Origin of the sequence: Metapseudomonas otitidis (assembly GCF_011397855.1) — a bacterium.
Classification (GTDB): Bacteria; Pseudomonadota; Gammaproteobacteria; order Pseudomonadales; family Pseudomonadaceae; genus Metapseudomonas; species Metapseudomonas otitidis.
The window spans coordinates 3,362,037-3,378,080 of sequence record NZ_AP022642.1 but is presented as its reverse complement, the minus strand read 5'-3'; the positions used below and the strand labels follow the sequence as shown (position 1 = coordinate 3,378,080).

Sequence of the window (16,044 nt, the reverse complement as noted above, 5' to 3'; positions counted from 1 at the left end):
AGGCTCGGGTTCACGCCACTGTCATGTCCTGCCCGCCAGCCCTCGCCCCGAGCGGTCTCCCAGCCACCCTCCCGGAATACTTCCTTGCCGCAGCGCCCTGTCATGTCAGGCAGGTTGCACGCACCCCCGAACACTCCCGTTCTTGAGCGCCTCGTGCTCCCGAGGTTTTTTCCTTTGCCTGTCACCCGTGGCTGCGACTGTCAGTGCCATGGCCGAGCCGCACCGGGCTTCTGGAATGCGCCCGACCGGCCATGAACCGCTCGACAGCGAACCATCCACGTCCAGACACGATGAAAGGAGCTTCCTCATGTTCAAGCGCAACGTTCTCGCTGTTTCCCTGGCCGTTGCCGGCCTGTTTTCCGCCCAGGCCATGGCGGCCGTCGTCGGTGGCGGTGCCACCCTGCCGCAGAACCTGTACAACACCGCCACCGTGCTGCCGTCCGGCTTCAACGCCTACATCGGCGTGGGCAGCGGCGCCGGCAAGGCTGCCGTGCTGAACAACGACGCCACCAAGCTCAACCTGCCCAGCGGCACCACCGTCGACTACGCCGGCAGTGACTCCGTATTGAGTGCCGCCGAGATTTCGGCCTACAAGAATGCCCACCAGTCCCCGACCGTGCCCGCTACCGATGCCAACAACTGGGGCCCGCTGGTACAGATCCCCTCGGCGGCCACCTCGGTCACCATTCCCTACAAGAAAGCCGGCGTCACCTCGCTGAACCTGACCAGCGCCCAGCTGTGCGGCATCTTCTCCGGCAACATCACCAACTGGAGCCAGATCAGCAGCGCCTCCGGCCCGATCACCGTGGTCTACCGTGGCACCAGCAGCGGCACCTCCGAGATCTTCACCCGCCACCTGAACAGCCAGTGTTCAGGCCAGTTCGGCGTCAGCAGCACCTTCACCAGCGCCGCCCTTGGCGGTGTGCCGGCTGGAGCCGTGGCCGTGAGTGGCAGCGCCCAGATGGCCAGCACCGTGGCCGCCACCGATGGCGCCATCGGCTACGTCGGCCCGGAGGACGTGGACGCCACCAACCCCGCCGTGGTCGCCAAGGTCAACGGCAACCTGCCCACCGTGGGCAATGTCACGACCGCGCTGGGCACCATCGCTCCGCCCGCCTCGGCAGACCGCGCTGATCCGTCGAAGTGGGTTCCGTTGCTGGCCAACCCCACTAGCGGCTACAGCATCGTCGGCTACACCAACCTGGTGTTCAGCCAGTGCTACAAGGACAGCGCCGACACCATCGCCATCCGCACCTTCCTCAACCGTCACTACGGTCTGAACGCCAGCAGCAACAACGATGACGAGATCGTCGCCAACAAGCTGATCCCGCTCACCGCCGCCTGGAAAGACGCCATCCGCACCACCTTCGCGCTGCCGGGCAGTTCCCTGGCCATCGGCAACACCAGCGCCTGCAACGGCATCGGCCGTCCGCTCTAAGCCCCTCGCGGGTTCGCCCCAGGAACCGGCAATGGCCTCGCGCCATTGCCGGTTTTGCATGTCAGGCGCCGGTAGGCCCCGTGAACTTTGCGTGACAAAAGTTCGGTCGCCCGCTGCGCCGACGGCCTTGGGGGTAACAGCCATGGCGCGTCCTTCGGGGCGCTGCGCCTCCACCCGAACAAGGACCCGTCGTGATGCGTTCCCAGCCCAAGCCGTCCGTCACCTGCACCGCCCGCCGCGAATATCCCCTCCTGCTCAAGCCCCTGGCCCAGGCCATCGCCCTGATGTTGCTGGCCGGCGGGGCCCAGGCCGCGCCGGCCTTCAGTGCCGGCTGGTTCGCCGAGAAGGGCGCCGCCCAGGCCGCCGGAGCCGCCCGGCCGGGGACCGTGCAGCCGGGTTCGCCACCGCCGCTGGCGCAGCAGCAGCAGGTGCAGCAGCGCCTGGGCCGCTCCTTCGCCAACCTCAACAACACCGTGGCCGCCATCGCCGCGGCCCAGGCAGCCCAGGCCGCCGGACGCGCGGCGGCCAGCGGCGCCCCGCAGACCCTGCACAACGGTCTCGGAGGCAACGGCCTCAACGTGGTGGTGGGGCCCGATGGCAAGCCGCTGTTCATCAACGCCGAGGCGCCGGTGCAGACCGACGCCAACGGCAAGGTGCTGGTGTCCATCAAGCAGACCGCCGACAAGGCCATCCTCAATTGGGAGACCTTCAACGTCGGCCGCGACACCACCCTGGCCTTCCAGCAAGAGGCCAGCTGGGCGCTGCTGAACAAGGTGGGCAACAGCACCGCGCCCAGCCAGATCCAGGGCCAGATCAAGGCCGACGGCACGGTGATGATCCTCAACAGCAACGGGGTGGTGTTCAGCGGCACCAGCCAGGTCAACGTGCGCAACCTGGTGGCTGCCGCTACCGGCTTCAGCGACGAGCAGTTCCGCAGCGGCGGCCTCTACAACGGCAGCAACCCGAGCTTCACCAACGCCCAGGGCAACATCCGCGTGGAGCAGGGGGCGCAACTGAGCACGGCGGCGCCCAGCACCTCCACCTCCGGGGGCGGCTATGTGCTGCTGCTGGGCAAGGAGGTGGACAACGCCGGCAGCATCAGCACGCCCAAGGGCCAGGTGCTGATGGCGGCCGGGGACAGCTTCGTGATCCTCAAGGGCTATGGCAGCGACGGCAGCCCCACCTCCACCACCCGTGGCAACGAAGTGAGCGCCAGCGGCAACGGCCGGGTGCTCAACCGGGGCGTGCTGCTGGCCGCCAGCGGCGATGTCAGCCTGGTGGGCAACCAGGTGCAGCAGAACGGCGTGGCCCTGGCCAGCACCTCCGCAGACGCCCGTGGCACCGTGCACCTCACCGCCAGCGGCGCCAATGGCCAGGTGACCCTGGGCGAGGGCAGCACCACCGCGATCCTCCTCGATGCCAGCGCCACCGCCCTCGACAGCCAGCGCGATGCCCTGCTGGCACCGGTCCTCAAGCAGGACGGCGACGTGGTGAACGGCGATGCCTTCCGCCGCGACCTGTCCCTGGTGCAGATCGACAGCAGTGGCAGCGTGGACTTCCAGAAGGGCTCCATCACCCTGGCCACCGGTGGCCAGGTGGCGACCCAGGCCGCCCAGCGCAGCCTGGTGCGCGACGGCGCCGTGATCGACGTCTCCGGCGCCACCGGCGTGCAGGTGGCCATGTCGGCCAACAGCGTCAAGGTCAACCTGCAGGGCAACGAGCAGCGCGACGCCTCGGTCAACCGCGACAAGGGCGCGCTGAACAACAGCGATGTCTGGGTGGATGTGCGCGAGCTGGTACGGGTGCCGGCCGGGACCAACGGCTACGCCACCGACCGCTGGTACACCGCCGGCGGCCTGCTGGAGGTCAGCGGCTACCTCGGCACCCAGGGCCACAGCGTGGCCGAATGGATGGCCCTGGGCGGCACCGTCAGCTTCACCGGCGGCGAGGTGGTGACCCAGTCCGGTTCGCAGATCAACCTTTCCGGCGGCACCCTCGACGTCCAGGGCGGCAGCGTCCGGCAGACCTGGCTGAAGGGCGCCGACGGGCGCCTGTACGAACTCTCCAGCGCCCCGGGCGACATCCTCTACACCGGCATCTACCGGGGCTATGAGGACCACAGCCAGCGCTGGGGCCGCACCGACTACTACTACGATCCGCTGATCGCCCCGCGCGAGCGCCAGGAGGCCGGCTATACCGTGGGCCGCGACGCCGGCAGCCTGGTCATCGGCACCCGCAACGCGGTGCTTGAGGGCACCCTGGCCAGCGACACCTACCAGGGCGCCCGGCAGACCCAGGCGGCCCAGGCCGGCCTCGACGGCTACCGCCAGTCGCAGAAGGCGGCGGCGCGCGGTGGCCAACTGGTGGTGGGTACCTACGCCCCCCTGTACGTGAAGAGCAGCGGCACCCTGGAGCCCGTACTGGGTGCCAGTGCCAACACCCTGAAGCAGGTGGTGTTCGGCCAGGGCGCCGAACGCATCGCCGACGGGCTCGACCTGACCACCGCCCTGCCGGCGGGACGCCAGGGCACCCTGTACCTGGACAGCGCCCAGCTCAATGGCTTCAACCTCGGGGCCATCAAGGTGGCGGCCAGCGAGGGCATCCGGGTCGACAGCGCGCTGCAGGTGGCGCCGGCCGGCAACGTGACCCTCTACGGCCCGCAGGTGGAGGTGAACGCCGACATCACCGCCCGTGGTGGCAGCCTCCAGCTGGGCAACGTGCTCAACCAGATGACCGCCCTGGGGCGTGCCGATACCGTGCTCACCCCCACCAGCGGCAGTGCCTCGGTACGCGTGGGGGCGGGCGTGCGCCTCGATGCCAGCGGGTTGTGGAGCAACCTGCTGCGCGAACCCGACGACACCCGCGCGCTGCCCTACCTCAATGGCGGCAGCGTGTCCCTGCGCAGCAGCGGCAACACCCTGCTGGAAGCCGGCAGCACGGTGGATGTCAGCTCCGGCGCGGCGCTGCTCGCCAACGGCAGGCTGCAGGGCGGCAAGGGCGGCCACGTCACCCTGGCGGCCAGTGCCGGCAACCGGGGCGACAGTGGCGTGCTGAGCCTGGGCGGCGCCCTGCGGGGCGAAGGCGTCAAGGGCGGTGGCACCCTCAGCCTGCAGGCCGCTCGGGTGCTGATCGCCGACAACGCCCCGTCGGCGGCGGCCGGCACCCTGGTGCTGCGTGGGGACTTCTTCGACAAGGGTTTCTCCGCCTACGAGGTGAGGGGCAACCGGGGCCTGGAGGTGGCCGAGGGCACACACGTCGAGGTGACCCAGCCGCTGTACCGCCAGGCCAGCGGCGCGGGCAACCTGGCTACCGGCGGTGCCCTGTCCGAGGCCCTGGAGCGCTGGTTGCCCCCCCTTTACCAGGAGGATGCCGGCCAGGGCGTGCTGACCCAGCGCCAGGGGGCCAGCCTCTCGCTGCAGGCTGGCAGCCCGGAGACCGCCGCCGCCGACATCGCCAGCACGGCGCTGGTGGTGAAGCAGGGGGCTCTGCTGCATGTCGACCCTGGCCAGGCCATCCGCCTGGCCGGGATCGGCCAGGTCACGGTGGACGGCACCCTGGAGGCCTGGGGCGGGCGCATCAGCGTCCTCGGCCTGGGGAGCAACGGTGAGGTCCAGTCCGCGCGGCCGCTGGAAACCTACCGTTCCCTCTGGATCGGCGATCACGCCCGGTTGGACGCAGCCTCCCGCGCCGTCAGCGCGGTGGACGCCCGAGGCAACCGCTACGGCCAGGTGCGCCAGGGGGGCAGCATCGTCATCGGTGGGGAAATCGACGCCAACCTGGGTGACCTGACGGCCAGCGATGCCTTCGTGGTGGTGCGCCAGGGCGCGCGCCTCGATGCCTCCGGCAGCCAGGCATGGCTCGACCTGCCCGGCCAGGGCCCGCTGCGGGTGGCCAGCCAGGGCGGCAGCATTGCCCTGGCATCCACCAGCGGTTTGTACCTGGATGGGCAGCTCCGCGCTGCGGCTGGCGGCGAGGGGGCGGCAGGGGGCAGCCTCTCCGTGGCTCTGGGTGCGACCAAATACAGGTTCGAAGACCCCCGGGCCACTGACGCCGTGCGCCAGGCCCGGGAACTGGTGGTGGCCCAGCAGCATGCGGCACCCCTGGCCGAGGGGGCTGGCCCCGAGCAGGGGGCGTCGTTGCTGCGCTATGGCCAGGGCCGGCTGGCGGTGAGCCTGGTGGAGCAGGGCGGGTTCGACAACCTGGCGCTGCTCAGCACCGGGCTACTGAGCTTCGATGGCAACGTGCGCCTGAACCTGGCCAATGCCCTCAGCCTGTATGCCGGGGCCTATGGCCTGGCCGAGTCCGCCGCGGCGGACAGCCGGGTCGAGTTGAACAGCCACTACCTGCGGCTGGCCGGGGCCAAGCTGGTTGACGCGAACAGTGGCGAGACCAGCACGAGGATTGACATTGGCACCTCGATACGCCCTGCCACTGGTCAGTGGCGGCTCAGTGCCCGTGGCCTGCTGGACGTGCGCGACAAGGTGAACCTGGGGGCGCGCGGCAGCATCCGCCTGCTGCAGGGGCGCGAGCAGGTGGTGGACCGCCGTGCCTTCGCCCAGGTGCAACTGGACAGCCTGGGTGACCTGCGGCTGCTGGCGAGCCCGAGCAGCATAGCCAACGCCATGAGCCTGACGCTGCCCGGCGACCTGCGCATCACAGCAGCCCAGGTCTACCCCGGCACCGGGGTCAAGGCCTTGGTGCAGGCCACGCGCATCGACATTGGCCGCCCGGTTGGCGCGATCCCGGCGCAGCCCCTGTCGGCCTTTGGCGAGTTGAGGCTGCAGGCCGACGTGATCAACCAGGGGGGCGTCCTGCGGGCGCCATTGGGCAGCCTGGAGGTCGGTTACGGCGGCAACAGCCCGCGGCCCGCCAGCCGGGTGAACCTGCTGCCCGGCAGCCTGACCTCGGTGAGCGGTGCGGGCCTGGTTATTCCCTATGGCGGCACCGTGGACGGCAAGACCTGGCTCTACGACGGCGTGGCCCTCTCCACCACCCTGCTGAAGGCTGCACAGAACAACATGCCCGGCAAGGTGGACCTGATCGGGCAGACCATCGACGTGGCCGAGGGCGCCGTGGTGGATGTGTCCGGCGGCGGGGTGGTGCTCGGTGCCGGGTTCGTCGCCGGTCGCGGCGGCTCCACCGACGCCCGTTTCAACCCGCTGGTGCAATACGGCCCGGACGGCTTCCTGCTGCCGGCCCTGAGCAGCAACCCGGTGTACGCCATCGTGCCCGGCGTCCAGCCGGGTTTCGCCCCCGGCAATGGCGAGGCCGGGGCCGTGGCACCGCTGGTGGGCCAGCAGATCACCGTCGGCGCTGGCGTACCGGGGCTACCGGCGGGCACCTACACCCTGCTGCCATCCACCTACGCCTTGCTGCCGGGGGCCTTCCGCGTGGAGGTCAATGGCCTGGCGGGGCAGGGCGGTGCCCTCGTCACCCAGACCATGCGCAACGGCTCCTGGTCCACCGCCGGTACCCTGGGCCTGGCCAGCAGCGCCCGCGACAGCCTGGCCAGCCAGGTGATCCTCACCCCGGCCGACGTGCTGCGCCGCTACTCCCAGTACAACGAGACCACTCTCAGCCAGTACCTGCTGGCCGATGCCGCGCGGCTGGGCATCCCCGCCGCGCTGATGCCGCGGGACGCCAAGGCCTTCAACCTGAATTTCTCGCGCAGCGACGGCAGCCAGCCCAGCTTCCGCTTCGCCGGAACCCTGCTGAAGGGCCGTGAGGAGGGAGGACGGGGCAGCATCACCGCCATCGACGCGACATTCGGCAGCCACCTGGAAATCGTCAAGGCCGGCACCGGGGCCAACGCCGGCTTTACCGGCATCTCCCTGAACGATGCCGACCTCAACGCCATCGGTGCCGGCAGCCTCTTCATCGGTGGTCTTGGCCGTACGGCCTACGGCCAGGGCGGCAATTTCATCCAGCTGGGTAGCACTAATGGGGCCAACGTGCGCAGCGTGACCCTGCGCAGCGGCGCGACCCTGCGGGCGCCGGAGGTCATGCTGATCAGCTCCGGCACGACGGGGGGCATCACCGTGGAGCAGGGCGCCAGCATCAACACCCTGGGCCTGGGGGCTGCCCCGCGGGACTCCCGCGACGGTTACCTGTACAAGCCGGGGCGCAACAGCGTGCTGGCGGTTTCCAACGGCTACCTCAGCCTGCTGGCCCCGGATGTACCCAACCCCCAGTTACCGAATGCGGCGCCCGGGCCCATCCGCATCGGTGTCTGCGACGGCACATGCAGCGGCACCACCGGGCTCTATTCCGACGGCACCATCGCCACGGCCACCGACAACCGCTTCGAGTTGAGCGATGCGGTGCGCTACGGCACCCGCAACCTGACCCTGGCAGTGGGCGGTATCAACGTCGGCAGCGCCGAGGTGCTGGCCGACCTGGCCAGCCGCAACCGCCTGCCCAACGGGCTGACCCTCAACCAGGCGGTGCTGGACCGCCTGCTGCGTGGCGATGCCCAGGTCGGCGCGCCCGCGCTGGAGACCCTGGTGCTGGGCGCGCGGGATTCGCTGAACTTCTTCGGCGACGCCAGCCTGGACACCTACGGTGCCGACGGCCGCTCGCGGCTCAAGGAGCTGGTGCTGACCACCCCGGCTATCTACGGCCAGGGCGAGGCGGGTGCGCGTGCACAGATCCGCACCGCCAACCTGGTGTGGAACGGTGCCCACAACGAGGCCGGAGCCATCATCGCCGGCGGTGCAGGCAGCGGCGCGGGCAGCCTGCTGATCGACGCCGAGCGCATCGAGTTCGGCTACCTGCCGGACAGCCAGCCCAGTGCCAGCCCGATCCGCGACCGGCTGGCCGTGGGCTTCGCCAACGTCGAGCTGAACGCCCGCGAGCGCATCACCGCCAATCACAAGGGCGGCCTGGCGGTGTACCAGCGGCAGGACGGCTACACCCCGGGCCAGGGCTTCCAGTACAGCGGCGGGCAGTTGACCCTGCGCACCCCGGTGCTGACCGGCGGGGCCGGCTCGGTGAACCGCCTCAGCGCGGGTGGCGACATCCGCATCAGCGCCCCGGCCGGTTCCACGGTGCCGACCATCGGGGGCGATGCCCTGGGGGCGGAGCTGTCCCTTCGCGGGCGCAACCTGTACCTGGAGGGCGCGGTGGTGCTGCCCAGCGGCAAGCTGACCCTGGCGGCCGAGGAGCAGCTGAGCCTCGGTGATGGCGCCCGCATCGACCTGGCCGGGCGCAAGGTCACCTTCAACGAGGTGAACAAGTACAGCTGGGGCGGCGACCTGATCCTGGAGAGCCGCCACGGCGACATCCGCCAGGCGGCCGGTGCGCTGATCGACCTGTCCGCGGTCAACAACCAGGCCGGTAGCCTCAAGGCCACCGCCCTGGCGGCCGGCGCCGGCACGGTGGCCCTGGAAGGGCGCATCCTCGGTGGCAGCAGCGGGGAATACGACGCTGGCGGCACCTGGATGCCGTACAAGGCCGGCAGCCTGGAGATACACGCCCAGCGGCTCGGCGCGGGCAACCTCAGCGACGATTTCGCCGCGCTCAACCAGCGCCTCAACCAGGGCCAGGTGTTCGGCGCCCGCAGCTTCCAGCTCAAGCAGGGCGACCTGGTGATCGGCGATGGCCTAAAGGCCGGAGAGATCAGCGTGTCGCTGGACGGCGGGCACCTCACGGTGAACGGCACCGTGGACGCCAGCGGCGAGCGGGTGGGGGCCATCCGCCTGGCCGGCAAGCAGGGGCTCACCCTTGGGGGCGGCGCGCGGCTGGACGCCCATGGCAACCGCCTGCGGGTGGACAGCTACGGCGGGATCATCGATGCGCCCAACCGGGCCACGGTGGAGCTGAGCGCCGTCGATGGCCAACTGACCCTGGCCAGTGGCGCCCGCATCGACCTGCGCCACGGCACCGCCGCCAGCAGCGGCCACGACGGCCGGGCACGGGGCACCCTGGAGCTGAATGCTCCCCGGCTCGGCGGTGCCAGTGCTGGCGACATCGCCATCGATGCCAGCGGCCCCCTGGACATCCAGGGCGCCAGCCTGATCGCCGTGAACGGCGTGCAGCGCTACGACGATGCCCGCGACGGCAGCGACCCGGCCGCCAGCGGCCGGCCCTACCAGGTCATCGACCAGGCCTATCTGGACCAGAAGCACGCCGAGAGCCTGGCCTTCATCGACCACGCCCTGGCCAACGGCGCGCTGCTCAACGGCAAGCTGGCCGGCCTGAACAACGCCGCCTATGCCGATGCCTTCCACCTGCGGCCCGGGGTGGAGCTGGTCAGCCGGACGCCCGGTGGCGACCTGGTGGTGCAGGGCGACCTGGACCTGTCCGGCTACCGCTACGCCAGCCTCAATCCGCACACCCCCAGGACCGCCGCTGCGGGATCGGGGGAGGTGGGGCACCTGGTGATCCGCGCTAGGGGCGACCTGAGCGTGCTGGGCAGCATCAACGACGGCTTCCTCGCACCGCCGGCCACCCAGGACGACGACGGCTGGGTGCTGCTGCCCGGCAAGCAACCGTTCAACGGGGATGTGGTGGTGCCCCGTGGCGGCATCGAACTGCAGGATGGCACCGCCTTCCCCGCCGGCACGGTGCTCAACTACGACCTGCCGATCAAGGCCATGACCCTGGCTGCCGGTACCCGCCTGCCGGCGGACGCGCGGTTGAACGGCCCGCTGCTGCTGGCGGCCGGTACGGTGCTGGCGGCGGAGGTGCGCAACGCCGACGGCAGCCTGGCCTACGCGGCCGGCACCCGCCTGGCCGAGGCCGTCACCCTGGCCCAGGGCATGGTCCTGGGGGCGGGGACCTGGCTGCCGGAGGACACTCCGGTAACGGCCATGACCTGGCCGAAGGGTGTGCCGCTGCCGAGCAACGCGCCCAGCACTATCGTCGGTGCGCCGGACAGGGTGGTACAGGCGGGGAACCTGGTGCTGGCCCTGGGCGCGCTGATTCCGGCGGGCACCGATGTAAAGCTCGCCGCCGGGGTGGAGAAGATCAACCTGCGAGGCGGTGACGGCAAGGGACACAATTGGGCCGTGGCGCAGATGCTGCCTGAAGGCTCGCAGTCCTGGTCGCTGCGGGCCGTGGCCGGTGCCGACCTGCAGGCCGCCGACAGCCGCCTGGTCGACCCCTATGCCGAGCACGGCGAACTGCGCCTGGCCGACACTCACTATGGCTACCTGGCGACGCTCAAGCCGGTGCCATCGACCCGCCTCCTCACGGCGGAGGGTGCACTGGCATGGTATGGCGATGAGAGCTTCGCCGGAAAGCCGGTAGCCGAGGTCATGGCTGAGTTCGGCTGGGATGAAGCGAGCATTTGCTATGAGGCCAGTCTATGTGCTCTACCGCCAGGCCCCAGGGTACTAAGCGATGAAGCTTCGCTGCTTTACTGGGGTGACCTGAGCTTTTCCGGGCGTCCAGTCGCAGAATTGGCATCCCTATGGGGTATGACCGACGACGAGTTCTGCGCAAAAGGGGCAACGCTCTGTATCGTCGAGGGGACACCTGAGCCCTTGCCCGAATACAACTACGCCCTGGGCAGCAGCCGCTTCAGCGTGCTGCGCACCGGCACCGGGGACCTGGACCTGGTGAGCGCCGGGGACTTCAACCTGCACTCCCTGTACGGCCTCTATACGGCCGGTACCTCTTCGCTGGGGCTGTCGCAGTCCGCGGCCTACAACCAGGCACGCGGTGTGGCCACGATGCCTGGCTCGACGAGGCCAGGCGACAAGGTACTGGGCTCCAACGGAGGCATCTACGAGACCCTGGTGGACGGCGGGGCCAGCAGCCTCTACCGCGCCTGGTACCCGGACCGGGGCGGCAACCTGTCGCTGACGGTGGGCGGTGACCTGACCGGCGATCTGATCGGGCGCCAGCAAAATGCAGGCGAGGACAAGACGCAACTGGAGGGCGGCGCAGTCAGCAACTGGCTGTGGCGCCAGGGCGGCGGGCCTGACGCGGTATCCACTGTGCCCAGCGCATGGTGGATCAACTTCGGCACCTATGTGCCGTTCAATGACAGCACCGAGGTGGCCCTCGCCGGCTTTACCGGCTTCGGCACCCTGGGCGGCGGCAACCTCGACGTACGCGTGACCGGGGATGCCGGCCTGTTGGCGCCCCGGGGCGCCATGAAGTACGACCTCGCCAACCGCAGCCGGGGCCTGGTGCTGGCGGTGGGCTCCACCGGGCGCATGGTGGACGGCCACCTGGTCACCACCGGCGGTGGCGACCTGAACCTGGTGGTGGGCGGTGCGCTCAACCCCGACCTGGAGGCCCGAGGGTTCCAGGACGATGCCAAGCTGCCCATCAAGCAGCGGCATGACCTCAATGGCAGCCTGGTCAACCTGCGGGGAAGCCTGCGCGCCAGTGCGGCCTCCTATGGCGGCATCGACACGATCACCGGGCCGGAAGCGCCCAACCATGACGCCCGGGAAAGCCGCGCCTACGACCCCTTCACCGCCACCAAGGCCTCCGCCACCGGCGGGGTGGTGCTGGTACCGGGGGACGCCACGGTGAGCCTGAATGCCCGGGGCGACCTGGTGCTGGGAGGCGTGGGCGATGCCGGGCGCAGCCAGGCCCTGGGTGGCCAGGCCGTGGAACTGGCCGGCAGCCGCAGCAGCGGCTTCGCCTGGTTCAGCCTGTGGACCGATCACACCGCCATCGACCTGTTCGCCGCTGGCGGCAACCTGACGCCGTCGACCCAGTTGGGCGAGATGAGTGTGCTCGGTGTGGGTGTACGGACTGGCATGGACTACTCCGCTACCGACGGGCGTTTCGTCTACCCCTCCGTATTGCGGGCGGTGGCACCGGCTGGCAGCCTCTACTACGGACCTTCGGCGCAGGAGTACCAGCATGTTATCGGCGTGCTAACCCATTCCCTGCTACTGGCCCCGGGGCGCCAGGCCCAGTTGGAGTTGCTGGCCGGGAACTCCATCTATGCCGGGGGGTATGCCCTTTCGCCGAGCAACGCTCCCCAGGAGCACCTGGCCACGCCCTTCAAACCGGGCTTCTACTACCTCGATGCGTCAGGCGCCAGCCATGGCGACCTGGGCTGGAGCGGCAACCCCGGGCGCAGCCTGTTCGCCTTCGGTGGCACCGGGGTCGAAGGCGCCTACCGTGGTGCCGACCAGCCGACGCGCATCTACGCCCTGCGGGGTGACATCGTCGGGGTGCGCACGGGCGAGATCCTGCGGTTCTCGAGCTATCCCCGGGCCGGTGAAACCTGGTACGAGGGCGCACGCCCGACCCGTCTCATGGCCGGACGCGACATCGTCAACAGCGGGCAGATGGTCGGTCTGCTAGGCCCGATCCAGATCGAAGGCACTGCGCAGACCACCGGCAACCTGTTCGTCCACGACGCGCCCACCGACGTCTCGGTGGTGTCCGCCGGGCGCGACATCCTTTTCAGCAGCTTCAACGTTGCCGGGCCCGGCACCCTGGAGATCACCGCCGGTCGCCAGTTGCGCCTGGAAGACCAGGCCACGCTGAACAGCCTGGGAGCCATCGTGCCCGGCGACAAGCGCCCGGGTGCCGACATCGCCCTGCAAGCCGGTGCCGGCAGCGGCCCGGACTACCTGGCCTTCGCCCTGCGTTACCTGGACCCGGCCAACCGCCTCGCCCCCGGCGCCAGCCTGGGTGCGGGTGGCGTCGCGCAGACCTACGAAGCCGAGCTGGCGGCCTGGCTGGCCGAGCGCTTCGGCTTCAGCGGCAGCCGCGAGCAGGCGCTGGCCTACTTCACCGCACTGGCGCCGGAGCAGCAGCGGATCTTCGCCCGCCAGCTGTACTTCGCCGAGCTGCGCGCAGGCGGGCGCGAATACAACGATGCCGGCAGCCCGCGTTTCGGCAGCTACCTGCGCGGCCGCAATGCCATCGCCGCGTTGTTCCCCAGTCATGACGTGGCCGGCAACCCGATCCGCTACGAGGGCGACATCACCCTCTATGGCGGTGCCGGGGTGCGCACCCTGTTCGGGGGCGGCATCCAGATGCTCACGCCGGGCGGGCAGCAGGTGTTCGGCATCGAGGGCGAGGCGCCGCCGGCCTCGGCCGGTGTCATCACCCAGGGGGCCGGGGACATCCAGCTGTTCGCCGAAGGCAGCGTGCTGCTGGGCCAGAGCCGCATCATGACCACCTTCGGTGGCGACATCCTGGCCTGGTCCGCCCGGGGCGACATCAACGCCGGGCGCGGCTCCAAGACCACCCTGGTGTACACACCACCCCGTCGCGTCTACGACGCCTGGGGCAACGTCACCCTGTCGCCCAGCGTGCCCAGTACCGGTGCCGGCATCGCCACCCTGGCGCCCATCCCCGAGGTACCGCCGGGCGACATGGACCTGCTGGCGCCGCTGGGCACCATCGACGCGGGGGAGGCCGGCATCCGCGTCTCCGGCAACGTCAACATCGCCGCGCTGCAGGTGATCAACGCCGCCAACATCCAGGTGCAGGGCAAATCCAGCGGGATACCGGTGGTGGCCTCGGTCAACACCGGAGCCCTGGCCTCGGCCAGCTCGGCGGCCAGCTCCGCCAGCGGTGCCGCCGAAGAGGCCGCGCGGGGCCAGCAGCGCGCCGCCCGCGAACGCCAGCCGTCCATCGTCACGGTGCAGGTGCTGGGCTTCGGCAACGAACGCCTGCAAGGCGGCGAAGAAGCCCGCGCCCCGGCACCGACCGGCTACGACGCCAACCGCAGCGTGCAGGTGCTCGGCGCCGGCCCGCTGGACGAACAGGCCCGCAGCCGCCTGACCGAGGAGGAACAGCGCAACCTCACGCTTTGATCCCATCCCCGGCCGCCCTTCGGGGCGGCACTTCTTTCCCGAGGGCGGCAGGTGACTGCCGCTCTTTTTTCTGCGTTTAGGAAATGCCCTTACCTGTCAGGGAAAGCATTTGCCCGTCTGGCTTGCGTTTTCGGCTAGAGCCCGCCGCCCTTAGCGTGCCTACCAAATTGATGACTGACTTACATTTGTTCGGGAAAAGACTTGAGCAATGTTGCTGGCACCCTAAAAATGTTGCGCTGATTTTGAGATACCACTACCCAAAGAGCATCGTTATAGCCTGCAGCCGGCTTCGGCCCAAAAGGCAAGTAGATAACGTCGTCGTTAATTTGGCTGATAATCCGATTGCTCCACTGTCATTGAGCTTGGAGGGAGTTGAGATGGCTATCTCTCTGTTTTGTTATTCATCACACGCCGCCGAAGATGTCGAAGGGATACTTGACCTGTTGTCCGTACGGCATCGGGAATTTTTTGCGGGTAAATTCCTGCTTTCTAGTGTTGATGATTTAGAGGGTGCTGCTACTTGCTCTGACTCTATTTCGCTGGAAATTGCACTTGAGCACGGTATGCGTGCGAGCTGTTTTTTCTTGATTTATCTTAACGATAAAAGTGCTGCGGGTTTGCTGCCGAAGGTGGAAACGATCATCAAGAATGCACTGGGTGATAGCAATGTGCTCATCCTGTTTAATAACGAAGAGCGCCGGTAGAGAATGCAAGTGTAGGTGCTCTTTCTGTTTTGATTATGGCGGAGAAGGGTTTGCTGAGAGAGTAGAGGGGTGAAGGTGTTGTACCTCATTGATCTGTCTGAAGGGGTATTTGATTTTGTGGTTGAGTCTGTTCGTAATTTTCTAGATTTTTCAGGGGGCGACAGAGTAGCAGTTATGCATGAAATGGGTGTGGGGTCGGAGATTGAGCCTGTGGTGGTGCAGGATAAGTGATATGGGTAATAGGGCAGGTTTTGATTTTGCTCAATGTCTTGTAGCGGCTGCGCGCTGTTTTGTTATTTTTATTTTTGAGTAACGCTCGGCTTTTGAAGTTCCTTGTCCGGTGAATCGGGGGCGATTTTTGTGATTAAGACTTTTGATTAGAATTCACTTGGTGGTTCGGTGAGTGATGGGAGTGCTTGAGGTGTGTCTGGATGTTCTTGAAATAAGAAATTGGATTTCTGAGAAGCTTATGCTTATTCGTTCGGATATCAGTAAAGAGGCTTTTTCTGATATTTCACATTATATGACGCATGGCGAGTATGAGATGGCCTTTGAGTATTTGCTGCTGGAGGTCATGGATTTGAAGTTGAATGAGAAATTTATTGACGGTGAGGTCGTGGAGATAGCGGTTTGTTTGGGGTTGGATCGCGACTACCACTATGATGAAAATTTCTGGCAGCGGCTGAGCTCAATTTGGGGGCGGATTCTGTATGAGGTTGCAGAGTCCTGATGAAGTACCCTGGTGTTGTCGGCTTTTATGAAGTAAAACGCCCGATATCGTGAGGCGTGAAATTGAAAATATTATAAAGATTCGGATCGTTGTGGAAGTGCATCAGTTTGTAGGGGTGGTTAGATTTTTTAGTTTGGTATGTGTTGGGGCGACTGTGACAAGTATGGGGAAGTAGCGTGATCTGTGATTTATATCTTAAGCAGCCTGTGCATTCCGAATACCTTAGGTTTTTGAGTGTGTTCGATAAAGGTTTTTCCAGTGAGGCTAGGTTTTATGGCTCTGGCTATCTGGGTGTGAATGTGGAGCGCATCAGGCTGGTTACCTTTGTGGTCGAGTTGAGGCGTAACGGGTTTGAGGCTATGAACGTCCCTGTCGCTTATAGAGAAAATCCGAATATCAGCAGGGAAGAGGCCTTCTGTTTAGCCAAGGATT

Annotated in this window: 5 protein-coding genes; all 5 read left to right on the top strand. The window is 67.5% G+C overall.

Translation table 11 applies throughout. The features are described from left to right. The first annotated feature begins 307 nt into the window (after window positions 1-307). The 5 genes from PotMrB4_RS15420 (at window position 308) to PotMrB4_RS15400 (ending at window position 15,612) form a co-directional block, all read left to right on the top strand. Window positions 308-1,438 carry a substrate-binding domain-containing protein gene (locus tag PotMrB4_RS15420; protein WP_172433821.1) on the top strand — a complete coding sequence of 377 codons (1,131 nt, stop codon included), beginning with the start codon at window positions 308-310 and terminating at the stop codon, window positions 1,436-1,438. 194 nt (window positions 1,439-1,632) lie between these two features. Continuing rightward, window positions 1,633-14,178 carry a filamentous haemagglutinin family protein gene (locus tag PotMrB4_RS15415; protein ID WP_172433820.1) on the top strand — a complete coding sequence of 4,182 codons (12,546 nt, stop codon included), beginning with the start codon at window positions 1,633-1,635 and terminating at the stop codon, window positions 14,176-14,178. Window positions 14,179-14,555: 377 nt separating this feature from the next. Next, the gene (locus tag PotMrB4_RS15410) at window positions 14,556-14,882 is read left to right on the top strand and encodes a hypothetical protein (protein ID WP_172433819.1); all 327 of its coding nucleotides are present in this window, start codon (window positions 14,556-14,558) and stop codon (window positions 14,880-14,882) included. 69 nt (window positions 14,883-14,951) lie between these two features. Further along, on the top strand, window positions 14,952-15,113 hold the full coding sequence (locus PotMrB4_RS15405) for a hypothetical protein (RefSeq protein WP_172433818.1): 162 nt from the start codon (window positions 14,952-14,954) through the stop codon (window positions 15,111-15,113). 175 nt (window positions 15,114-15,288) lie between these two features. After that, window positions 15,289-15,612 (top strand): hypothetical protein, encoded by a 324-nt coding sequence (locus tag PotMrB4_RS15400; RefSeq protein WP_172433817.1) that lies wholly within the window; start codon window positions 15,289-15,291, stop codon window positions 15,610-15,612. Window positions 15,613-16,044: the final 432 nt, after the last annotated feature.

What these genes read in the sequence shown, in the direction of transcription:
- PotMrB4_RS15420 (WP_172433821.1), top strand. Translation starts at nt 308, where the DNA reads ATGTTCAAGCGCAACGTTCTCGCTGTTTCCCTGGCCGTTGCCGGCCTG.
- PotMrB4_RS15415 (WP_172433820.1), top strand. Translation starts at nt 1,633, where the DNA reads ATGCGTTCCCAGCCCAAGCCGTCCGTCACCTGCACCGCCCGCCGCGAA.
- PotMrB4_RS15410 (WP_172433819.1), top strand. Translation starts at nt 14,556, where the DNA reads ATGGCTATCTCTCTGTTTTGTTATTCATCACACGCCGCCGAAGATGTC.
- PotMrB4_RS15400 (WP_172433817.1), top strand. Translation starts at nt 15,289, where the DNA reads ATGGGAGTGCTTGAGGTGTGTCTGGATGTTCTTGAAATAAGAAATTGG.